Origin of the sequence: Chryseobacterium barbadense (assembly GCF_042849955.1) — a bacterium.
Classification (GTDB): domain Bacteria; phylum Bacteroidota; class Bacteroidia; order Flavobacteriales; family Weeksellaceae; genus Chryseobacterium.
In genome coordinates this window covers 235,611-258,954 of the sequence record NZ_BAAFHL010000001.1, presented here as the reverse complement: position 1 = coordinate 258,954, position 23,344 = coordinate 235,611, and the positions used below count along the sequence as shown (strand labels likewise).

Below are 23,344 nucleotides of genomic sequence, written 5' to 3'. Positions count from 1 at the left end.
TAACAACAAACCACAGGCATGTAAAAGACCTTAAACTATTGAGAAAATTCTTGAAAATATTCTTACAAACTATGACGAAATCAAATATTGAACGATAGCTAATAATAGAAAATTAAATGTTTATAGATGGTCAAAGTGGAACTAATGCGAATTTAAAGAATGGATATATTAGTTTTAAATATCTAAATCAAAAGAATATTTACAATATGATATGCATCCTCATATAGAAAATTTACTTAAGATTCATTTTGATGAAATAGCAAAAGGAATAAAACATCCTTCTTCATATGATTGGGGAAGAACTGGATTGCCTGGAACTCATGCTGAAGTTCTGGCGCTTAATGATCTATTATGGACCATTAGAGAATAATGGAATAACACTTACAGATGATGTATTAAAAGGTTTTTTAGGTTATAATAAAAATATAATTAAACAGGAATATATGATTCGATGTGGTGACTGTCAATTAATCCTAAAAGATGTAGTATTTTTAGAAAAAATTACAAAATTTAAATAATAAATTATGAATGTAAATAAAAGAAGACCTGATAAAATTAGAGTGGATAATAATGATTTAAAAAAAGAAGAAATGAATATTTATTCTGGAGGAGTTTATAGAAGCTATAATGGTAAACCATTTACAGGATTTATAATTCATGGTTACTATGAAAACGGACAAATAGCCGGCGAAACTGAATATGTGAATGGTGAAGATATTGGTTGGGTAATTGAGTTTTACGAGAACGGAAATGTACGGAATGAAAGCTTAGAATATGGAGCGACTGACGTATATTTTGCAGAATATGATAAGGAAGGAAATAAAATCTCAAGTCATTTTTTTGCTTCGGGAACTATTAGAAAAAGTTTGTGCAATTACGGGAAAAGATTCTAATATACTTTTGGATGAAAATTAAATACCTAAAAATGATGAAAGATAATTCCTCTATTAACAATGAAAGTAATGAAGGGATTACCCGCGAACAAATTGAAAAAATGGAATCATTTGCTCAGAATAAATTTCCCGATTCTTACCGCGAGTTCCTTTATCTAGGTGGCGAATCAAATAATGTTATACAATTTTCAGAATCATCCAGCTTTTCAATATATGAAAACCTCAGAAGTTCCGTTGAAAGGGTTTTAAGTGATAATCAATTCAAAATGGAAAAAGATTTTTGGGTCATATCTTCATTAGATGGCGGTGAACAGTTTCATTTTTTCTTTTTTGATGAAGGAGATAATCCGCCGGTTTATTACTATTGTTCTTATTTAGATGAATGGGAAAACAGTGAAAGTAAGCCCGGCTATAAAAAGATAAATAACAGTTTTTCTGAATATATAGAGAAAAAAATAAAAGGAATAAAATCTTAAAATCAGACTCGCCTTTTTATAAAACAGCCGTTGCAAGCAGTTTTTGATGAAGTTACTTTTAAGTAAAAACTTATCCACAAAAATAAAACACGACATAGTTTGTCGCATTAAGGACATATATTTGTTTTATAAAATTAGATCATGAAAAAAGATTTTTACCTGACAAGATATGCCTTAATCATTAAAAGATTAGAAAGTTCTCCGGCTACGTATTCGCAACTGGAGGACTATCTTTTAAATTCTTTTGAATTCCAGGACGCTGGAATCAAAAGCTATTCTATCCGGACTTTACAAAGAGATATCCATGAAATTTCAGATCTTTTTAATCTTTCCATTCACAATAAGAAAAAAGGCGATAACCGGTATTATATAGAAAGCCGTCCCATTATGGAAGTGGATGAATACAACCAGAAATTACTGGAATCTTTCCAGGTAAGTAACGCTTTAAATCTGCATCCGGATTTTTCTAATTTTATCTTTTTTGAATCTAGAAAACCTACGGGAATTGAAAATTTTTATGATCTTTTTTTTGCCATCCGAAACAAAAGAGTGGTGAGCTTTGAGCATTATAACTACAAGAACAAACTCATGACCTCCAGAAAGGTTCATCCGTTAGCCTTAAAAGAATCTAAAGACAGATGGTATCTTATTGCTATTGACACCAAAGACAAAATGCTGAAATCTTTTGGTCTGGACCGCATCAATTATCTTGATGTCAGTAAAAATAAGTTTAGGGAAAAATACAGTTATAATTTCAGGGAGCATTTCAAGAATGCATTTGGGGTAATGAATCTTGCGGAACAAAATCCACAAAAAATTGTTTTGCAATGCAGCAGACATCAGGGAGAGTATATTAAAAGCTTTCCGCTTCATCAGTCACAGAAAAGTATTAAAGAAACCCCGGAAGATATCTATTTTGAGTTCTTTTTGCATCCAACCTATGATTTCATGCAGGAAATTTTATCCTACGGAAAAGAAGTCACCGTTTTAGAACCGAAAAGTTTAGTTGATGACATCCGAAGTCATTTACAGGAGTCCCTGAACAATTATATTCAGGAATAAGAATTTTCTGAATTATTTTTGATTACATTTACATAAATATATTTTGACATTGAAATCTTTACTTCTTTACCTGATTTGTTTTTCATTTTCTTTTTGTTATGCGCAACAGAAGGAAGAGTTTAAGCAGGTAAGGAATTTTTACAACCAGCATCGTACCATGCTCAACACCGAGTTTAAGAAAAAATTCGATGCCGAAACCGATGCTTTTGGAAAGGCAGCCATCAAGCGTGATTTTTTGTTTTTCATGAAGAAAATGGACAGTATTGAAAATGTAGCAATGATTGGAGCTTTATTAAAAGTAAGGAACCTTGAAGATGTGAATAGGCTAAAAAATCCGTATCAAAAACCGGAAGCTACTCAAGAAGGTTCTATTACGGAAAAAAGTGCGGACTATCCCGGTGGGATGAATACCTTACGTAACGAAATTGCCAAATTGTTTTATTCCGAAGGCGTATATTCCGAAGTAAAAACAGTCAAAGCTCATGTTTCGTTTATTGTAGAAAAGGACGGAAGCGTAAGTAACGTTCACGCACAGGGAGATAACTTTACTTTTAATCGTCAGGCGGAAATTGCATTATATTGCATTTCAGAAAAATTCTCCCCGGCTATTATTAACGGTGTTCCTGTAAGATATAGTTACAGGCTTCCTTTAACTATGAATATTGGAGACTAATGTTTACCGACGAATATTTTATGAAAATGGCCCTTCAGGAGGCCGAAACAGCTTTGGAGAAAGATGAGGTTCCCATCGGATGTGTTGTAGTATCCAATAATCGCGTCATTGCAAGAGCTCATAATCTCACAGAAACCCTGAATGACGTTACGGCTCACGCGGAAATGCAGGCCATCACATCTGCCGCTAATTTTCTGGGCGGAAAATATTTAAAGAACTGTACGTTATATGTTACGCTAGAACCTTGCGTAATGTGTTCTGGAGCACTTTCCTGGGCACAAATCTCCAAAGTGGTTATAGGGGCTCGCGATGAACAGCGAGGTTTCATCAATAAGCATCTTACTCTTCACCCTAAAACGGAACTTATTACCGGAATTATGGAGAATGAATGCTCTTCCATTGTGAAAGAATTCTTTCAATCTAAACGTTAATCTTTATTTCTGAAAACCGAATACATGGCTGCATCAAAGTATTCGTTGTTTTTCTTTATGTGTTGCTTTAATAAGGCTTCTTTTTCCATTCCTATCTTTTGCATAATTTTACCGGAAGCTGGATTATGAATAAAATGGGTGGCATAAATTTTATTGAATTGTAATTCTTTAAATCCAAAAACAAGAATTGCTTTTGCAGCTTCCGTCACGAAGCCATTATTCCAAAATGGCTTAGCCAGCCAATAGCCCAGCTCAGCTTTATCATCGCCCCGGTCATGAAGGCCTATTGCACCTATAATTATTCGGTTTTTTTTATTTCTGATGGCGAAAGTAAACCCGGTTTTCATTTCGAAAGTCTCTTTGGAAACTTTCAACCAGAATTCAGCATCCTTTTCTGTGTAAGGATAAGGAATATTGGATGTAAGCTCAGAAAAATCCCTTTCCTGAAGATATTCTACAATGAAAGGAATATCCTCTTCTTTCAGTTGAGAGAGGATCAACCTTTCGGTTTCTATATCTGGCAGTTTTTTCATTATAAATTCTTTCCTAAGAAATAAAGCCCTTTCAAGGTATGAAGCCTGTCCATGACATGAATTTTATCGGTTAATGGCTTATAAATATGAGAAACACCCCCTGTTGCCACCACAAAACAGTCATCATTCACTTCATCATTGATCCGGTCTATAAAGCCTTCTACCATTCCTAAAAAGCCATACACCATTCCACTTTGCATACAGGTGATGGTGTCCAGTCCCAAAACAGATTTTGGTTTCTTTAGTTCAATTTCAGGAAGTTGTGCAGTTTGACTGATCAATGAATTCAGGGAAGTAACAATTCCCGGGGCAATAATTACGCCTAAAGTTTCTCCGCTTTCAGCAATGCAGCTTGCCGTAAGTGCCGTTCCAAAATCTAGAATGATTTTTTTTCTGTCAGGATATAAATTATGTGCGGCTACGAGGTTAGCATAAATATCAGTCCCCATTTGCTTGGATTTGGCCTGCACCCCGGAAGGGGTGGTCCTGTCTACAATAACCGGAAGTATCCCGTGAATTTTCTTGATCGCCGAGCTCATCACTTTGGTCAGCTGGGGCACCACAGATCCTATAATTACCTTATTGATCTGTTCCGGCTCCACTTTATAGGTTTGATACAGCATCAGCATCTGAACATACAGCTCATCCGCTGTTTTATACGGTTTTGTATTGATTACCCAGGAAATATCACAATTGTCATCATCAAAAAGTCCGAATCTGATGTTGCTGTTTCCTATATTGATTACGATTGAATTCATTGAATTTTTATAACTAAAAGATGGCAAAAAAATAATGGTAAAAATAAAATTTTAGAAATTAAAAATTTGCTGAATCTGATGATTATTTTTAAAAATACGACCAATTTGACGATATGGTGAATTATATTCAAAAAAATAAGGAGTTAGAACACTCCTTATTTATATCATTTTACTTCAACAAAGTTATTTTCCATATTGACATCGGCAATCCTCTGGCTGAAGTCTATTCCTAAAACAGCCAGCTGAGATTTCGTATATGGAATTGTTAAAGTATATTCTTTTTGAGTCCACGGCCAGTATTCCATGGTCTTAAAGTCACCGTAAATATCTTTCTCTTTCCAGGTGTGGGTCATATTTAATGGAATCTGATAAGTCACGATTTTTTTATCTGCAGTCATCACACTGAAATCGATTGGCATCGGAACCTGTCCGTTATTTACCAAAGTAATGGTTGTGGATTTAGCGTCATATTTTACATCCTTGATTCCATAATCAATGGTCTTAGTCGTGTTGATCCAATAATGATGAAACCATTTCAGATCCATTCCGGAAACTTTTTGAGCAATATGAAGAAAATCCCTGTCTGAAGGATGCTTCATGCTCCATTGATCATAATACTGCTTCAATGTTTCAGCAAGGTTTTGCTCACCCATAATGTATCCTAACTGTACTAAATACAATTCACCTTTTACATAAGTAGAATAAGTATACGCCGAACCATTATCGTGATGGTCTCCTAACCAAACTGCAGGTTCTTCAATTCCTTTTTTAATAAAGTTTCTATAAGCATTAACACTATTGGCAAACGGATTCGGAAGCTGTTCTTTTGGCGGGAACAGCTGATTCATTACAAAATTTTCCGCATAGCTGGTAAACCCTTCGTCCATCCACGGATGCATGCTTTCATTGGTAGCCAACATTTGCTGATACCATGAATGCGCTCCTTCATGAGCCATTAAGCCCATTAATCCTTCTATATCCTGAGCCTCACCCAAGATCATGGTACACATTCCGTATTCCATTCCACCGTCACCTCCTTGGATAAATGCATAAGTCGGATACACATATTTCCCGAAATGAGCATTCATAAGCTGGAAATATTTCGTTACGTAAGATTGTGCTTGCTCCCAAACTTTAGTCCTCTCATTATTCTGATAGACTAAAAATACTTTCGGACCTTCAGGAACATCAAAGCTTTTTACAATATAATCTCTGTCTGCACTCCATGCAAAATCCAGCATATTTTTGGCAGTCCATTTCCAAACCGCTTTCTTATCTTTTTCGGTTTTAACCTTGGCATTGGCATCATATCCTTTTACCTCAGTAGGATTTTGAAGAATTCCACCGGCTCCCACTACATAATCTTTATTGATTTTAATGGTCACATCAAAATCTGAAAACGGAGCATGAAATTCTCTTCCCACATAATCAAAAGTTGCCCAGCCATCATAATCATATTCCGCAATCTTCGGGTACCATTGTGTCATCGTCATATCAACACCTTCTCTGTTATTTCTCCCGCTTCTCCTGATCTGTTGAGGAATAACCGCATCCCATTTCAAAGTAAAAGTCGTTTTGGAATTTGGTTTGATTGGTTCACTCAAATACACTTTCATAATGGTTTCCTGAACTTCAAATTTCAGATCTTTTCCGTTTTGCTTGATCCAATGAATATTTTGAGCGCCTTCCTGATCTTTCGGAATAGAAGCCAATCTTGAAACTCCATCTTTCTGCAATCTTGAATCACCATTCTTCCCTTGATTGCTCACTCTTTGGTCCATCATGGAATTCGGTTTAAAGGCATTCCAGTATAAATGAAAGTACACTACCTTCAGCTCATCCGGTGAGTTATTGGTATATTCTAAGGTTTGATTTCCCTGGTATGTAAATTTTTCAGCATTAACGTCTATATCCATTTTGTATTTCGCAGCCTGCTGATAATAAGGCGTCTGCTGAGCCTGAAATTGTGAAATGATAAACGCAAATAGGATTGCAACCGATTTTCTCATTTAAAATTTTATTTTTTTCTAAAGGTAATAATTTCTGTTTGAACCTCAAATGTAGAGTTATTTGAGGTTTTATACATTTAGATGGCTCTTATATTGTATAGTTAATTTTAGTTACCCACAGATTACACGGATTTCCACAGATGATTATGCTCAAAATCTGCACATTTATCAAATCCATAAGAATCAATATAATTAAATAAAAACCTCAAACACAGAGCATTGAGGTTTTGTACTTTATATTTGACTAAGATTATTTTTTAGCGATTTGTTTCTTACCGCTATCCAAAATCTTTTCAAGGATTCTTAACGTGATCAGATACGTTGGTTTTACGCCCGTAAGTCCTAGTCCTCCCGAAGAAAGTGTGCTTCCTGTTTCCAACGGATTATCTGAAGCATAATAGGCATACATCACAAACAGATCCGGTGAAATATGGTGCCTGATCTTAGAAGCTACCTGGATGGCTTTCTGATAATGAGCACCTTCCATTTCAAGACCGATGGCTTTCCAGGAAGTATTCATAAAATAAGAAAGAATATCCCTGTTCTGAAGTGAAGTTCCTAAAACCGTAATCATAGGTCCTTCAAAAGCTTTTAATTCATCATCTTTAAAATCTTCAAGAGATAAAGCATTTTCAAAAGGATAATTGTCTGCGGTTCCTTCAAAGATATGCGAAGTCGGGATCATAATATCTCCTTTTCCTCCTGCAAGAATTCCCGCTTTCCCCATGATGGAAACCGATTTCACTTTCATCATATAAACTTCTCCCTGATGTTCGAAAGGTCTTAATAATTCGTCCATTACTTCAAAAGCCTGTTCTCCGAAAGCATAATCGAAAACCATAATCACATCATCCCCGCTAAATTTGATATGCCCGAATGGTGTATTTTTCAGATCTGTTTTGCTTAGATCAATGATTTGAACGTCTATATTACTTCCACTCTTATCATTAATATAGATCAATCCTTCATCCAACGCATATTTTGAAACCTTATCACGAAGGTCTTTTTTGTTGGAGATATCTTCGTAAAGCTTATAATCTACTTCTTTGGTCTGTTTCTTTTTAAGGGCATCATTCGCATACAGCATATTTTTCACCGAATGCATATTGGCAGAAATAATATGAAGCGGACGCATGTGAAGATTGTTTTCAAATAAAACTTCTTTCACTTTGTTCGCCCATTTTTCACCGAAATAGTGGTGTCCTACTCTTTCTTTTAGTATAGCACTAAAATGAATTTCTCTTTCTCTTGTCTGTTTAGCATCTTCTAAACTTACCTTTCCTAAGCTATAAATGATCTTAAACAAACGGTCAGGGTTTTCATCATCCCCAAAGGTATTATAGGCATTCAACGTTTCATCAAACGTTCTTCCTATTAAAGAAGAAAGGTGGATCAATGCCACTTCCTTTTCTCTTCTGCTGAATTTCTTTTCCCCTTTTACTACTTCTTCAATGATCTTAAAAGCACGGGTCGGCTTCCAGTTCTCTTCCTGGATAAAAGCCAGATTACGCACTTTATCCGCTTCTATAAATAAGAAGGTAAGATGGGTAAGAATGTCATAGATTTCCGAACGTCCCAAAAGAACTTCAATATTCATCTGGTGTTCATCTATTCTATAACAGTTTCTTCTTCTCTTTTTAGGTACAATAGGTTCGAAACTTCCTTTATCAAATCCTTCATCTGAAGTAAGATGAATAAAAGCGCATTCCTCAATCCCTTCCGGAAGCCTGTCTAACACATACATTAGACCATCCAGCTCCAATTTATTTGGAACATTCATGGTACCGTAAATTTCCGGATTGATGGTTTTCAACAAGCTTCTGATACTTTCTCCTGAAACACCGGCGGGTTTAAAAAAACCTCTGTAAAAGAGGTGTCTCATAGAAATATACAATCTTTCAATTGCTTCCGTTGTTTCTCTTGCTCTGGAATTTGTCATAAAATAAATTTCACACAAATATACAAAATCTCCCGCCAACTTCACGTTAAGTATCTTTTAATAAGAGATTTAACATAATATCAAAATCTTATGCTTATATTTATAATCTGCAATGTAAAATATCATATTTAAGCATATCAACACCTTTTAAATTCTATTTTAAAGCCAACACCCCTGTTTAAAAAAGTTAAATTACTGTTTAAATTTAAAAAATTCTCATGACACCCCTAAAATTTTTAGGGCTAAAATATTTTGAATTCATTTTTTTTGTAAATTTGCCCTGTAAAAATTAACCTTATTATGTCAACTTTAAGATTCAAAGCGTTAGAAACCTTACCATTCAAGGACTTTAGAAGAGACAACTCTGTTGAGGTTCCTGCTAAATTATCAGAATTATTCTGTCAAAATGTTTTTTCCGAAGAAACAATGAGAGAATATTTAACGAAAGAAGCATTCCAGTCTATTATGGATGCGATCAAAAAAGGAACTAAAATCCAGCGACATATTGCAGATCAGGTAGCGGTGGCTATGAAAGATTGGGCAATGAGCAAAGGAGTAACTCATTACACTCACTGGTTTCAGCCTTTGACAGGAAGTACTGCGGAAAAGCACGATTCGTTCTTTACTCCCATTGAAGGAGGAAGAGCAATCGAAAGATTCAGCGGAGGTATGCTTATCCAGCAAGAACCGGATGCATCTTCTTTCCCGAACGGAGGAATCAGAAATACATTCGAGGCAAGAGGTTACACAGCTTGGGATCCTACTTCTCCGGCTTTCATCATGGGAACTACTCTTTGTATTCCTTCCATCTTCATCTCTTATACAGGAGAAACTTTAGATTATAAAGCACCTCTTTTAAGAGCTTTGAATGCGGTAGATGAAGCGGCAACCAGTGTAATGCAGTATTTCGATAAAAATGTTACAAAAGTAACCCCCACTTTAGGATGGGAACAGGAGTATTTCCTAGTTGACTCAGCATTATATCAATCTCGTCCGGATTTAGTTTTAACCGGTAAAACATTATTAGGTCACTCCCCTGCGAAAGGACAGCAGTTAGACGACCATTATTTCGGTTCAATTCCTACAAGAGTCATGAACTTCATGAAGGAATTGGAAATCGAGTGTATGAAATTGGGGATTCCCGTAACAACAAGGCATAACGAGGTCGCTCCCAACCAATTTGAGTTGGCTCCAATGTTTGAAGAAGTAAACGTTGCAGTAGACCACAACTCTTTATTGATGGACATTATGGCGAGAGTTGCTCACAAACACCATTTCCATATCTTATTCCACGAGAAGCCATTTGCGGGAGTAAACGGAAGCGGAAAGCACAACAACTGGTCTCTTGCTACAGATACAGGGGAAAACTTGTTAAGCCCTGGAAAAAATCCTAAGAAAAACTTACAGTTCTTGACATTCTTCGTGAATACAATTAAAGCGGTTCATGAATATGCAGATCTTTTAAGAGCAAGTATCGCTTCGGCAAGCAATGACCACAGATTAGGAGCTAATGAAGCTCCACCGGCAATTATTTCCGTATTCATCGGAAGCCAGTTATTCAGCGTTTTGGAAGAGCTTGAGAAAGTAACCAATGGGAAACTATCTCCTGAAGAAAAAACTGAATTAAAATTAAATGTAGTTGGAAAAATCCCTGAAATCCTTTTGGACAATACGGATAGAAACAGAACTTCTCCATTTGCCTTTACCGGAAATAAATTTGAGATCAGAGCTGTAGGATCTTCTGCCAACTGTGCGGAATCTATGACGGTAATGAACACTATCGCTGCAAAACAATTGAACGATTTCAAAAAAGAAGTAGATACTTTAATTGAAGGCGGATTGAAAAAAGACGAAGCGATCTTCAACGTATTAAGAGAATACATCAAACAATGTAAGAACATCATGTTTGAAGGTGACGGTTATTCTGATGACTGGGCTAAAGAGGCTAAGAAAAGAGGCTTAAATAACTTAAAAACCACTCCCGAAGCTTTGAAGCAGGAAATGGACAAGAAATTCCTTGATCTGTATGAAGAAGTTGGAGTATTCACACACCGAGAAGTTGAAGCAAGAAATGAAATCAAATTAGAGAAATACTCTACTGTTATTGATATTGAAGCAAGAGTTTTAAGTGATATCGCAAGAAATCACATTATCCCTTCGGCTTTAAATTACCAGAACAGATTAATTGAAAATGTCAAAGGTCTTAAAGAAATCTTCGGAGATAAAGAATTCAAAACACTGGCAAAAGAGCAAATGAGCTTAATTGCAAGCATCTCCGAAAACGTTTCTAAGATTAAGGTAGGTGTTGAAGACCTTATTAAGGCAAGAGAGGCCGCAAAAGCGGTATCAGACAGTCAAAAACAGGCAGAAGATTATTGCAACAAAGTAAAGCCTTATTTTGATGTGATCAGAGAAGCTTCTGATGATCTTGAAATGATGGTGGACGATGAGCTTTGGCCAATGACGAAGTATAGAGAAATGTTATTTACAAAGTAACATCTTTAAAGTTCCATATTAGTTAAACTCCCCGGTATTTCCGGGGAGTTTTTTTTGTTTTATTAACAAAAATGAAAATTAGAGTTTTAAAACTTAAAAGCCCGTCAATAAAGGAAAAGCAATTTATTTTGTTAAAAAATCTTAATAAAAAAAAACCGCAGCCTACCAAAAAAGGGGCATTGCGGTTTGTTTTTCTTTAACATACCTAAATAATATGTTAAAATGTGTTAAAATAAGAACCTGACAATAATCATATCTGGGGTTCTTTTCTCGGAATTTCTACTTTTGTAATGCTTTTGAAAATAAATATTCCTTTTTAACACGGATAATCAAATATATATGAAGAAAAGAGTTTTGTTTTATTTAGTTGCTTTTGTGTCTACGATGTCGTTACAATCTTGTGTTACCAACTATGTAGTTTCAAAACCAGCAACATACATTAAAGAATACAAAACAGATGCCAAACTAGCTTCTATCGACAACAAGAAAATGGAGCAGGACAAGCAGAGATTGATCGATTCTTTCCTTGCTGAAAAGGCAGCTTCTTTAGCTAACGCAAAAAATTCCATTAAAAATTCTGAGATCGCAAAAGCGATTAAATACAATAAAACTATCGATAATATCTTATCTGAGGCAGCCACTTACCTTGGAACACCTTACAGATATGGAGGAACAACAAGAAAAGGCATAGATTGTTCAGCTTTTGTTCTTTCAGTATTCGGTGCTGCGGCTGGTCTTAGTTTGCCAAGAGTAGCAGCTTCGCAGGCTCAGGAAGGGGAAAGAATTGAGAAGAGCGACCTTCAGAAAGGGGATTTGGTTTTCTTTTCCCACGGAAGAAGAATTTCTCATGTAGGTATTGTAGAGAGCGTTTCTGAAGACGGTGAAGTGAAGTTCATTCACGCTGCCACTTCAAGAGGAGTAATGGTATCTTCACTGAATGATTCTTACTGGGGACCTAAATACAGATTTGCCAAGAGAGTGATCAACGAAAACGGAGATGCTTACAACAACTTAGCTGCAACAACAGCTACAACTTCAACAAGTTTTTAATTTTAAATAATTGATTTAAATAATGAATAGGCTGTCCCAAAAGACAGCCTTATTTTTTTTAATTCCATTTCAAATAACATCAAAAAACGGCTTTGAATTTTTTTAATATGTAGGCAAAAGCAACCAATCCGATTCTATTTCCCACAGACCATGACCCCATTGAAGCTTTTACCTCCAGCTCTTATCTGGTATCATTTACCTGATCAATCATTCGACTCTAATTTATCATTGATATTTTGAATATACTCACTGGGAGTCATCCCCACAAATTGCTTAAAGGCTCTGTTAAAAGTAGACTGGCTGGTAAATCCTGCCCCGGTATAAATATACATTAGTGTTATCCTGCTCAGATCATTTTCTTCTATAAGTTTTTTTACATAACTAATCCTGTGTGAATTCACATAGTTGTTGAAGTTAGAATATCCCTGCAGCCTTATTGCCCTTGAAATATAATTGTTGCTTACTTTTAGAATAGTACTCAGGATAGAAATATTGAATTCAGGATTGATAAAAAGCTTATTATTAATCATTTCCTTTTCGATATTTTCAAAAAGTAATTCCGCACCGGACCTATCCTCGTCGTTCAGTTTAACAGGAAGGATAATTTGTTCTTTCTCTTCAATGGCCGTGATGATCTCCAGTTCTCTGATTTTATCTTTATAATAAACAAAAAGACAGATGATAATGATATTAAAACCAATTACTGAGATATCAGTATACCTGGTTTTTTCATAAGGAATTTCTTTAAAATTAAACGGAAAAAAAATGGCGGTAAAGCATATAATTACAAGAATGAGCATAGCATATATAGAAAAAATAAGTCCTTCTTTTTTACCGAGAAAGATATATGCGCCAAATGGGATAGGAACAAGCCAACACAAATTAACAATAGTGTATTTCCAAAAATAGAGTATGAAAAAAAAGATATATAGTGGTGCAATAATGAGAAAGCTTCGTACTCTCTTTTCTAAAAGAAGTGACGGAAAAATAGTGTCAAAAACATAGGCATGAATGAACATAACAACTGCTCCAATCAAACAATAATAAGCTAATACTTCGTGCTTAATGATAAAAAAATATATTAGTGCATATATCAGTAGAATAACCGTCATCAGATAATTATATCTTATTGACAGCTCTCTTTTTAATCTTACTATTTCCTGTTCTCTTAGTTCCGCATTATTCATTTTTTTGTCTTTTTTTAATAGGATTTCAATCAAAAATCACTTTCGACTAAAATAAATAACTGAATACAAGTCAATTAGATTTTCCCATCATTGATTTATCCTTCTATTATTAATATTCAATCAATAGTCACTTTTCACTGATGCTTTCTGCTCATTTATTTCTTAATCCCTAACAGGGCATATAATTTTGCATCATCACAATGAGAAAACAAATAATTTACAAAGGAAAAAATTTATTACCCATTGTTCTCGTATTGGGAACAGTGTTTCCAATGTATGGTAAGTCTGATTCATTAAGACCTGACAGTAAGCTTATTGACAAAAATAATCAAAATAACCATTCTCCTGTAATTTTTATCCGGAAGGGAACTCTTCTTTTTAACGCAAATCAATCGATTCATACTGATAAAAAATCCTCACTTCCGATCAAAACCAAAAAAAGAAAAACAGACAACACTCTTTTTATTTCAGAAGGAACAGCAGTATACAATTTGCAGGATATTGTTGTTTATCAAGAAAAGAAATCAAATATTGCCAAACCTGCGAAATTCTTTACCAAAAACACAAAACCGCATAAAAAGCCAACCGAAACAAGTACAAGCAAATCTGAAAAAATTATAAGCAATTGCTTTTTAAACAATAATAAACGAAACCATTTCATACTAGTTTCGGATTACCGGTCTTGTATTAGTCTCACACAAAATGATTACCATAACCTGCTGATCAATGATATAGGAATCAGCGTTCACCTTCTTGCCTTTCCTGAACGCACTCAATCTGAATATCATGATGATATGGTGTCCTATTACCTTGTAACAAACTTCAACATCCGGCCACCACCTCTTTAAAACAACATAAAGCTATAGCCAATAATATTAACCTTGAAGTCTGCCGTATAATCATAGCAGATAAATAATAACAGAACAAACAATTCGTATTCAATCTATTTTAAATAAAAACAAATGAAAAAAAATATATACACAGCCATAACCTTAACATTATCTTCCTTAGCCTGGTCTCAGGTCGGGATCAACACACAAAACCCTCAAGGTGTTTTCAATATCGATGGAAAATCCGGTGCATCAACCATTAATGCTAGTACGGGTACCCCGACTGCCACACAGCTTAGAGATGATTTTATCGTGACATCTTCAGGAGCTACTGGTATTGGTGCAATTCCTGATGCTTCAGCTATTTTGGAACTGAATGTCAGCCAGCTTGCCTCGGGAAGCCAAAAAGGGTTTTTAGGTCCAAGAGTCGCTTTAACGGCATATAATGATGCAACTACTATCCCCAACCCTGCGACTGGTTTATTAGTATACAATCTGGGAACACAGCCCAGCTTTACTTTTGCAGGTTATGCATATTGGGACGGTACCCAATGGAGGCTTTTAGACGGTCGATCTCTAAAGCCAGGTACAATAGGAACTTTAAAATGCACCGAAGCTAACCTTAATCCACTGACTTATACAGCCGGAACTCCATTCGATGGGATAATGACCATTCCTTATACCGGAGGAAATGGAGGAATATACGGAGGACAGACCATAGGCCCTGTGAACGGGCTTACAGCTACACTTATACAAGGTAATTTTGCGCAGGGAGCCGGTACCTTAAGCTACTCTATTACCGGAACACCAACCGTATCCAGCCCTAATACCACCACATTTCCAATCTCGATTGGAGGACAAACATGTAGCGCAGAAGTTGGCGGAGGTAAAAAGCTGGCACCAGGAGAATATCAGTTCTTTACTTATACATTACCTGCTACCTATATTGGGTTATTAAGTACATATATTGGCGGTGGGTATGATGCTATTTTAGGGCAAAAGGTAAGATTAGACATCAATTTTACCAATAGTTCTAATGCCGGGTCAGGAGCTGTTACCTACAATCCTCGTTTGGTAAATATCTCTACTTCTAACATTAAATTGTGGTATGCAGCATTATCAAATGAAACTAATTATCGTCGTGCTAATGTCCTGGTCGCTCCAGGAGGTTATATGGAAACTGACAACGGAATTTATCTTAACTGGGGAGACAATATGAATAGCAGTTCAATTCCTGTAATAGCAACCAGCTCTAGTGACAATTCCCAGGAGATAGAAACAGTGGATTTACTGGTAGACGGAATCTGGTATAGAATAACTGTTTATGTTTCCGTAGATAACCTAAATGATACTGATGCTACTAATAACATCCGACGTGTCTTTATGACAGCACAGAGAATGTCGGCTTAAATAATTAATTAACTAATGCCCCCATTTTTAATCTTAAAATGCACAAATGATGGGAAAGAATTCATGGGGGCATTTTTTATTTACTAAAGAAATTAAAAAAACACAAAAATGAATTTCAAAAGCATTCATATCGGAGAAATGGTTAAGCAAGAAGTAGCAGACCGAAAAATAGAATTATTCCGCATTTGTAATTTCTTTACATGTACCGAAGAAGAAATAAAAGAAATGTATCAGCAAAAAAGCCTTGAAACGGAAGCCTTGCTGAAATGGAGTAAACTGTTGAATTATGATTTTTTTCGTGTCTATTCACAACATCTTATCCTGTATGCACCACCCACGGCAAAAGTGGGGAATCAAAAATTCAAAGAGACAAAACTTCCCCAGTTCCGAAAAAATATCTATACCCGGGAAGTCATTGATTTCATACTGGAACAGATACAAACAGGTGAAATGACCAAAATGGAGGTAATAAAAAAATATTGGATTCCGAAAACCACTCTTTACAAATGGTTAATAAAACATGGAAAAAAGATGGAAAGCTAACATAGCTCTATTTAGAATTTGATAAAGTATAAAATCTTAACATACAATGAACACAACCAATGAAAAATAATCTTCCGAACTATAAGAGCATTTATTCCGATATATTAAGCAAGAAATTCCCCCAAAAACAAAAAGAATGCGAAGCATTGCTTAGCCAGGAAAGTTTATCTGCTTTAAACATTATTGCACTTAATACAATCATCTTCGGGACATCGGATAAGCAAACCGAAAATTTCAATAAAATGCACCGTTCCTACCGGAAATCTGATATTCTGAAAATATTAGATTATCAGAGAAAGAACAACCTCAATAATACTCAGCTTGCAAGACATTTCAAGTTGAGCCGCAATTCTGTTACAAAATGGAAGAAACTTTTTCAAGTCTGATAATAATGAGTGAATTTGTACCGGGAAACTTGCAAAAAGAGACTGTCTCAAAAGTAGGACAGTCTCTTTTTTATTATAACTATCCTATTTCGATAAAAGAGAGTCTATATCGCTGATACTAATTATTAATTTTAACCCTAACTATTTTTCTCGATTTCTATGTCAAACTTATACAGAAGACCTGAAATTTCAGAAAGAGAGAATTTCGCCTTTTTAAGACGGTTGTTAACAGGATCTATGGAATAATTGAAAGCGGTTCTTAAATCTGCCTTTTCAAGATTGCTGTTTTCGAAAACAGCCCCGCTTAAATCACAATGATGGAACAAGGCATTAGAAAGGTCACATTCTTCAAAATCTGCTTCAATTAATTTTGAATTTTTAAAAATTATCTTTTTAAGGGAAGTTTTATAAAAGCTGGAGTTATTTAAAGAGCAACCATCGAATTGAAATGAGAGTCCGAATTCATTACAATCACTAAATGAAAGACCAAGCATTTTACAATCTTTGAAGTTCACGTCCCTGAAGGCTGTGTTTAAAAGTTTTGCCAGACTCAGATTACATCCGATGAAGTCACAACCGGTGAATTTAAAGCCGGAGAAATCAGCCTGTTCAAAACAGCAGTTTTTAAAGGTACAGTTTTCATATTCCCCTTTTTCTAAAGGATGTTGGGCAAAGTCTGTATTCTCGAAATTTTGGTCTGAAATATAAGATTCTTTCATGTATTTATGTTTTTGTGGTTGTAAATTTAGAAATCTATCTCTGATATGGCAGATTATTACATATTAAATCCATCTCTTTATGATAAACATATCAGATGAGGTTATACCAGACTATTCTTATCCGAATAATTTAATTTAAAGAAAATAAACGTCATGATAGAGAATGCCAGTAATGAACTCCCGCCATAACTAAAATAAGGCAACGGAATACCAACCGTTGGGAAAAGTCCCATAACCATTCCTAAATTGATGGAAAAATGCATCAGAAGGATCGAGGCAAAGCAATAACCAAAAACACGGTTAAAAGTAGATTTCTGCCTTTCTGCGAGATAATAGATTCTGCCGATGTAGATCATGTAACAAAGAATTAGAACGGCACTTCCTACAAATCCCCATTCTTCTCCTACCGTACAGAAAATATAGTCTGTTTCCTGTTCAGGTACAAATTTACCCTGCGTAACGGAGCCTTCGCGATATCCTTTTCCTAAAAGTCCACCGGAACCGATCGCTGTTTTCGAATATAATAAATTGTAGCCCGAAGTATCTCTAAATGCTTTTTCTCCTTTATAAAGAACTTCAATTCTTTCCCGCTGATGCTTAGGAAGTTTTTCTAATATATAAGGAGAAGCGAAAGCCAATCCGCACAAGATAAGAATGGAGCCGGCAATCCCCGAAATAGAAATGACATTCCATGACATTCTGTAATAATTCATGGCAATCCAGCCTCCGGCAATCAGTAATATGGTGATAACTATATAAATAGGGTTAATGGCTAAGGAAACCAGGAAAACACCAGCAAACAGAAAACCGATTCCAAACAGCAGTCCACTTAATCCTTCCCGGTATAACGCGATAAAAAACGCAATAAAAACCAACATGGAACCTACATCCGGAATAGCCAATACCACAACGGCAGGAATACCGATAATTCCTAAAGATGTCCACAGAGATTTTTTATTGCTCAAATTAAAATCCGGCCCTGAAACATAATTCGCCAACATAAGAGCCGTCCCGATTTTGGCAAATTCTACCGGCTGCATGGTAAAGCTCCCAAACTTATACCAGTTCTTTTGTCCTAATATTTCCTTTCCGAAGGGGAAAAGGCCAATCAACAGCAATACCCCCCCGATATAAAAAATACCGGCCATATTTTCGAAAAACTTGCTTCTTCCTACAAAGATGATTAAGCCTACAAAAAGAGAAATACAAAAGAATATCAGTTGTTTTTCACCGAGTTTTGGGTCTACACTGTAAATATTTGCGATGGCAAAACTGCAAAGCAGGAAATATAAACCCAGGCCTATTTTATCTAATCCTTCCGTCCATTTCATTGCTTTGTGGTTTTGGTCTTACTGTTCTTGATTTCTTCTTCTATTTTCTTCTGCAGTTTGGCTTTTTGTTTTTTAACAAATTCAATGCTGTCCTGCATTCTTTTAAGTTTAATGGAATCCGGTTTCGGCTCTACATACAAACCTTTACGTTTCAGATCAGCGATCCATTGCCTTTTATATTCCGGCATAAAGCTGGACGTTGTCATCTTTTTGTAAAGATGTTCTCTCTTCAAGTCTCCCGTAATATATTTTTCTGCAATTACCGTACAAGCCGGGCCCGCCCATGTTGCACCGAATCCTGCATGCTCCATAACCGCTGCCACTACAATTTTAGGCTTATCTGCCGGTGCGATTAAAACGAAAATAGAGTTATCTTTTCCTTGCGGAACCTGTGCGGTACCGGTCTTCGCTAATTGGGTGAAATCACTGGATTTTAAACCAGCTGCGGTACCTCTTAAAACTACGGCTTCCATACCTTTCAGAACCGGGACAAAATGTTTCGGATCTACAAGGGTTTTATGTTTCTTTTTAAATCTTGGATCCGGATTTGGCTTTCCGTCAATGGATTTCACAATATGCGGTGTATAATACCATCCTTTATTGGCAATGGCAGCTGTATAATTCGCTAACTGAAGGGGAGTTACCAGAACATCGCCCTGCCCCATTCCGTTGAATACAGCTCCCGTAGCTAAAGGATCCCAATTTTTATGATCTTTCTTAGAACCACTAGCTTTAAGAATGGATTTCATTCTTTTTTCATAAAATTCTCCGGAAGGAATTCTTCCTTTTGCTCCTACCGCTAAATCATTGTTTAGAAATTCTCCCACACCAAAACTGTTCATGATGTTTTTCCATTCATCAACTCCTTTGGATGGATTTCCCGGATATTTATTAATAATAGCCAAATAGGCATAAGAAAAAAAACAGTTACTTGACACCTGAATAGACGGAATTAATGGATCTGCTCCTCCATGCCCCTTAATTCTTAACCCTCTGTAGTTAAAGCCCCCTCCACAAGGAAAAATAGTATTCTCATCCATTACTCCCATTTGCATAGCCGCCAGAGCTGTGAGCAACTTGAAGGTAGAGCCCGGTGGATAAGCCGCCTGAACAGAACGATCAAAAGTAGGTTTATTCTCATAGATCGTATCTTTGGATAGGGCATATAAGTTTTTAGATTTATTGGGACCTGTAAATAAATTAGGATCAATATCCGGTCCCGTTGCCAAAGTTAATATTTCCCCATTATTAGGGTCAATAGCAACAATAGCTCCATGCTTATTCACCAGCATTTCTTCTGCCATTCTCTGTAAATCATAATCGATGGTGAGTGTAACATCTTTGCCGGTAACCACATCTTTATCTAATGCCCCGTTTTTATAGGAACCAATACTTCTGAGTTTAATATCTTTCTGGATGTATTTCATTCCTTTGATTCCCCGAAGCTCTTTTTCATAAGATTTTTCAACACCGGTCTTTCCAATGAAATCCCCAGGCAGATAATATGTGGAATCTTTCTTTATTTCTCTGTCATTCACTTCACTGGTATATCCTAAAAGGTTTCCGGATGTGGAAACTTCATATTGGCGCTGAGGTCTGGAAACAATACTGAAAGCAGGGTATTTAAAAATGATTTCCTGAACTCTGGCTATATCTTCTCTGCTGAGATTCTTTATGAATGTCATAGGAGTCAGCTTGGAATAATATTTCTCTTTTTTGATGGCCTTGATTCTGCTAATAAAATCAGGTTTTGTGATCCTCATCAGATTACAGAACCCTACAGTATCAAAATCAGGTTTCATTAAAGCCTGGGTAAAGGAAATTTCATAAGCGGGCTGGTTTCCCACCAGAATTTTTCCGTTACGATCAAAAATAACACCCCTTTGCGGAATGATGTATTCGGTTTTAATGGAAGTGTTCGCCGCATTTAAGGCATAACGGTCTGTGAACAGCTGCAAATAAGCAAGTCTTGCCACAAAAATTACGGCAACAACGATAAGAACGGAAAAGATTTTTAAATAACGTGTGTTCAAACTTTCTGTTTGATTTTAAATATTAATGCATATATAACGATAAATATAAAGGAAATTATACTTGTTACCAATACATTAAGTAATATTTCAAAAAATCGGCTAAATTTAAAGAATTCGATGTATTGCACTAAAAGCTGGTGCAAAAATATGCTTGAAAACAGGAATAACAGAAACTGAGCCCACTGAAGGGACTGAAATGAAAAGAAATCTGTAGAAGTGTCTGTGGATGTCCTGAAAATCAAGGTTCTGAAATAGGCGATCAAAGTTGTTGCAAATGCATTGATTCCTCCTGAATTTAAAAACATATCAATAGCCAGACCTATTAAGAAGCTTAAGGCTAAAAATTGGAACTTATTTCTGAAAAAAGGATAAAACATAACGAAGACGGGATATAGCACCGGGGTATATTTCCCGAAAATAGTGATCCTGTTCAAAACAAAAATTTGCAATGCAACAAGAAAAATCATGATTAAAATATCCGTAAATAGTGTCCTGCTAATCATTTTCTTTTTTTATTACGGCCTGCAATGTATCCTGAATTCTCTGTACTTCAGCTTTCTTTAGGTTCTTCACTACATATACTTTGTTCAATGCCCCCATTTTTTCGCTAAGCTCTACAGAAATATCCCAGAAACCTGTTTTATTATCTACTGAATATCCTGCAATGGTCCCAATCATTACCCCTTTAGGAAAAATGGCCGATTTACCGTCGGTGACAACAGTATCTCCAATTTTCAAAGCGACATATTTAGGAATATCTGCCAAATGCATCACTCTTGAATTATCCCCACCCCAGGTTAAGGTTCCAAAATATCCTGAATTTTTTAAAGCAGCATTAATCCTGATTTTATTGACGCTTAAAATTGATTGAACCAGGGCATAGCTATCTGTAGAATTAATCACGATTCCTGCAATACCTTTTGGAGCCATCACCCCCATTTGCGGGAATACGCCGTCTCTTTTTCCACGATTGATCGTGAAATAATTATTCCTTCTGTTGATACTGTTAAAAACAATCTCCCCATCTACAAATGTATAGATCTGGCCTCCTCCCAATGTATCATGAACTTTTCTGAAAACAGGATTCTTTGCCCCTTCTTTTCCGTAAAGCTGTACCATTAAAGCCTTATTCTGAGCGACCAGATCTTCATTGATCTGTTTCAGCTTCAAATAGGAAACTCCTTCATCAATATATCCTGAAACCCAGGAATTGAATGCCGCAGTCTGCCCTGCAATCCAGGATTTCTGCATGGCATTTTTAGAGAATATCAGAACCAGAGCAATAATTTGCAAGAAAATAAAGAAGACAAAAAGTGCGTTCTTCGAAAATAATCTCAGCAAAAATCCCATTCAGATATAAGGTTCGTAAAAGTTAGAATTATTTAATTAAGAAATTGAACTTATCCATATTCTTAAGCGCAATACCTGTTCCACGTACAACAGCTCTCAACGGATCTTCTGCCACAAATACAGGAAGCCCTGTTTTCTTGTGAATTCTGTCTGCAAGACCCCTCAATAATGCGCCTCCTCCTGCAAGGTAAATCCCTGTTTTATAGATATCAGCTGCCAATTCCGGTGGAGTTAAAGAAAGTGTTTCCATTACGGCATCCTCAATTCTGATGATCGACTTGTCTAATGCTCTTGCAATTTCTTTATATCCAACCATAATTTCTTTTGGCTTCCCTGTAATCAAATCTCTACCTTGTACCGGGATATCTTCAATATCTACATCAAGATCTTCAACCGCTGAACCCACTTCAATTTTCACTCTTTCCGCTGTTCTTTCTCCGATGTATAAGTTATGGTGAGTTCTTAAGTAATACGCAATATCATTGGTAAATACGTCACCTGCAATTTTCACAGATTTATCGCACACAATACCTCCTAAAGCCACTACTGCAATTTCCGTAGTACCTCCGCCTATATCGATGATCATATTTCCTTCCGGTTTCTGAACATCAATTCCTACTCCTATTGCAGCTGCCATAGGCTCATAAATCAATTTTACTTCTTTTGCATTCACTTTCTGTGCAGAATCTCTTACCGCTCTTTTTTCTACCTCGGTAATTCCTGAAGGAATACAGATCACGATTCTTAAAGCAGGCTGAATGAATTTACCTTTAATTCCCGGAATTTTTTTGATAAATTCTTTGATCATATGTTCAGAAGCATGAAAATCAGCGATTACCCCGTCTTTCAAAGGACGGATTGTCTTGATATCTTCGTGAGTTTTTCCCTGCATATGTTTTGCCTGTTCCCCCACAGCAATCGGTCTTCCAGTAGAACGTTCTATGGCAACAATCGAAGGCTGATCGATAACAATTTTATTATTATGAATGATAAGGGTATTAGCAGTTCCCAGGTCTATCGCAATTTCTTGCGTAAACATATCAAATAAACTCATATATTTCTTCTGATTTTAAGTTTACAAAGATATAAATTTCATACTACGAATAAAATTCCACTCCTATATAATTTGGTTAAAGTTTTATTAAAATTTGAAATATTTTTTTTAACTATTGGCTCCATTTTCCATCGCATTAAAATTTATCTTAAACTTACCCTTTTATCTATAGTTTTTTACG

General features: G+C 35.9%; 23 protein-coding genes. 12 read left to right on the top strand and 11 right to left on the bottom strand.

Translation table 11 applies throughout. From position 1 onward, the window contains the following. Positions 1 to 287 precede the first annotated feature (287 nt). The 6 genes from ACGHIN_RS01325 (at position 288) to ACGHIN_RS01300 (ending at position 3,535) form a co-directional block, all read left to right on the top strand. Positions 288 to 518, top strand: a complete 231-nt coding sequence (locus ACGHIN_RS01325; protein ID WP_390450211.1) for a hypothetical protein — start codon at positions 288 to 290, stop codon at positions 516 to 518. Positions 519 to 590: 72 nt separating this feature from the next. Continuing rightward, on the top strand, positions 591 to 893 hold the full coding sequence (locus ACGHIN_RS01320; RefSeq protein ID WP_390450210.1) for a toxin-antitoxin system YwqK family antitoxin: 303 nt from the start codon (positions 591 to 593) through the stop codon (positions 891 to 893). Between the two features lie 32 nt (positions 894 to 925). Next, positions 926 to 1,369 (top strand): SMI1/KNR4 family protein, encoded by a 444-nt coding sequence (locus ACGHIN_RS01315; protein WP_390450209.1) that lies wholly within the window; start codon positions 926 to 928, stop codon positions 1,367 to 1,369. 141 nt (positions 1,370 to 1,510) lie between these two features. Continuing rightward, positions 1,511 to 2,431: a helix-turn-helix transcriptional regulator gene (locus tag ACGHIN_RS01310; protein ID WP_390450208.1), complete on the top strand. Its 921-nt coding sequence runs from the start codon at positions 1,511 to 1,513 to the stop codon at positions 2,429 to 2,431. Between the two features lie 49 nt (positions 2,432 to 2,480). Then, positions 2,481 to 3,104, top strand: coding sequence for an energy transducer TonB (locus ACGHIN_RS01305; RefSeq protein WP_390450207.1), 624 nt, complete (start codon positions 2,481 to 2,483; stop codon positions 3,102 to 3,104). After that, positions 3,104 to 3,535, top strand: a complete 432-nt coding sequence (locus ACGHIN_RS01300) for a nucleoside deaminase (protein WP_390450206.1) — start codon at positions 3,104 to 3,106, stop codon at positions 3,533 to 3,535. The genes ACGHIN_RS01305 and ACGHIN_RS01300 overlap by 1 nt, the downstream gene beginning before the upstream one ends. On the opposite strand, the gene ACGHIN_RS01295 is transcribed toward ACGHIN_RS01300, so the two are convergent. The 4 genes from ACGHIN_RS01295 to ACGHIN_RS01280 form a co-directional block, all read right to left on the bottom strand. Next, positions 3,532 to 4,068, bottom strand: coding sequence for a GNAT family N-acetyltransferase (locus ACGHIN_RS01295; protein WP_390450205.1), 537 nt, complete (start codon positions 4,066 to 4,068; stop codon positions 3,532 to 3,534). The genes ACGHIN_RS01300 and ACGHIN_RS01295 overlap by 4 nt on opposite strands. Next, the gene (locus ACGHIN_RS01290) at positions 4,068 to 4,826 is read right to left on the bottom strand and encodes a type III pantothenate kinase (RefSeq protein WP_390450204.1); all 759 of its coding nucleotides are present in this window, start codon (positions 4,824 to 4,826) and stop codon (positions 4,068 to 4,070) included. Before ACGHIN_RS01290 ends, ACGHIN_RS01295 begins: the two co-directional genes overlap by 1 nt. Positions 4,827 to 4,990: 164 nt before the next feature. After that, positions 4,991 to 6,835, bottom strand: coding sequence for a M1 family metallopeptidase (locus ACGHIN_RS01285; RefSeq protein WP_390450203.1), 1,845 nt, complete (start codon positions 6,833 to 6,835; stop codon positions 4,991 to 4,993). 250 nt (positions 6,836 to 7,085) lie between these two features. Further along, positions 7,086 to 8,774 carry a DUF6909 family protein gene (locus tag ACGHIN_RS01280; RefSeq protein WP_390450202.1) on the bottom strand — a complete coding sequence of 563 codons (1,689 nt, stop codon included), beginning with the start codon at positions 8,772 to 8,774 and terminating at the stop codon, positions 7,086 to 7,088. Positions 8,775 to 9,074: 300 nt separating this feature from the next. Here ACGHIN_RS01280 and ACGHIN_RS01275 point away from each other — a divergent pair, with 300 nt between their 5' ends. Next, positions 9,075 to 11,270: a glutamine synthetase III family protein gene (locus ACGHIN_RS01275; RefSeq protein ID WP_390450201.1), complete on the top strand. Its 2,196-nt coding sequence runs from the start codon at positions 9,075 to 9,077 to the stop codon at positions 11,268 to 11,270. A 339-nt stretch (positions 11,271 to 11,609) separates the two neighbouring features. Next, positions 11,610 to 12,320, top strand: a complete 711-nt coding sequence (locus ACGHIN_RS01270) for a C40 family peptidase (RefSeq protein ID WP_390450200.1) — start codon at positions 11,610 to 11,612, stop codon at positions 12,318 to 12,320. Between the two features lie 203 nt (positions 12,321 to 12,523). On the opposite strand, the gene ACGHIN_RS01265 is transcribed toward ACGHIN_RS01270, so the two are convergent. Further along, the gene (locus ACGHIN_RS01265; protein ID WP_390450199.1) at positions 12,524 to 13,120 is read right to left on the bottom strand and encodes a helix-turn-helix domain-containing protein; all 597 of its coding nucleotides are present in this window, start codon (positions 13,118 to 13,120) and stop codon (positions 12,524 to 12,526) included. A 587-nt stretch (positions 13,121 to 13,707) separates the two neighbouring features. Here ACGHIN_RS01265 and ACGHIN_RS01260 point away from each other — a divergent pair. From ACGHIN_RS01260 to ACGHIN_RS01245, 4 genes are all read left to right on the top strand, one after another. Then, complete coding sequence (locus ACGHIN_RS01260) at positions 13,708 to 14,355, top strand: hypothetical protein (protein ID WP_390450198.1); 648 nt, start codon at positions 13,708 to 13,710, stop codon at positions 14,353 to 14,355. Positions 14,356 to 14,469: 114 nt separating this feature from the next. Next, on the top strand, positions 14,470 to 15,747 hold the full coding sequence (locus ACGHIN_RS01255) for a hypothetical protein (RefSeq protein WP_390450197.1): 1,278 nt from the start codon (positions 14,470 to 14,472) through the stop codon (positions 15,745 to 15,747). Between the two features lie 108 nt (positions 15,748 to 15,855). Then, on the top strand, positions 15,856 to 16,290 hold the full coding sequence (locus ACGHIN_RS01250) for a transposase (protein WP_390450196.1): 435 nt from the start codon (positions 15,856 to 15,858) through the stop codon (positions 16,288 to 16,290). Positions 16,291 to 16,349: 59 nt separating this feature from the next. Continuing rightward, positions 16,350 to 16,676 (top strand): helix-turn-helix domain-containing protein, encoded by a 327-nt coding sequence (locus ACGHIN_RS01245; protein ID WP_390450195.1) that lies wholly within the window; start codon positions 16,350 to 16,352, stop codon positions 16,674 to 16,676. Positions 16,677 to 16,813: 137 nt separating this feature from the next. On the opposite strand, the gene ACGHIN_RS01240 is transcribed toward ACGHIN_RS01245, so the two are convergent. The 6 genes from ACGHIN_RS01240 to ACGHIN_RS01215 form a co-directional block, all read right to left on the bottom strand. Continuing rightward, positions 16,814 to 17,395, bottom strand: a complete 582-nt coding sequence (locus ACGHIN_RS01240) for a pentapeptide repeat-containing protein (protein ID WP_390450194.1) — start codon at positions 17,393 to 17,395, stop codon at positions 16,814 to 16,816. Between the two features lie 101 nt (positions 17,396 to 17,496). Further along, entirely contained in the window at positions 17,497 to 18,726 is a 1,230-nt protein-coding gene (gene rodA, locus ACGHIN_RS01235) for a rod shape-determining protein RodA (protein WP_390450193.1), read from the bottom strand. Then, entirely contained in the window at positions 18,723 to 20,759 is a 2,037-nt protein-coding gene (locus ACGHIN_RS01230) for a peptidoglycan D,D-transpeptidase FtsI family protein (RefSeq protein WP_390450192.1), read from the bottom strand. Before ACGHIN_RS01230 ends, rodA begins: the two co-directional genes overlap by 4 nt. Beyond that, complete coding sequence (locus ACGHIN_RS01225; protein ID WP_123263924.1) at positions 20,756 to 21,262, bottom strand: rod shape-determining protein MreD; 507 nt, start codon at positions 21,260 to 21,262, stop codon at positions 20,756 to 20,758. The genes ACGHIN_RS01230 and ACGHIN_RS01225 overlap by 4 nt, the downstream gene beginning before the upstream one ends. Continuing rightward, entirely contained in the window at positions 21,255 to 22,109 is an 855-nt protein-coding gene (mreC, locus tag ACGHIN_RS01220) for a rod shape-determining protein MreC (protein ID WP_390450191.1), read from the bottom strand. Before mreC ends, ACGHIN_RS01225 begins: the two co-directional genes overlap by 8 nt. A gap of 28 nt (positions 22,110 to 22,137) precedes the next feature. After that, positions 22,138 to 23,163, bottom strand: coding sequence for a rod shape-determining protein (locus tag ACGHIN_RS01215; protein WP_121462419.1), 1,026 nt, complete (start codon positions 23,161 to 23,163; stop codon positions 22,138 to 22,140). Positions 23,164 to 23,344: the final 181 nt, after the last annotated feature.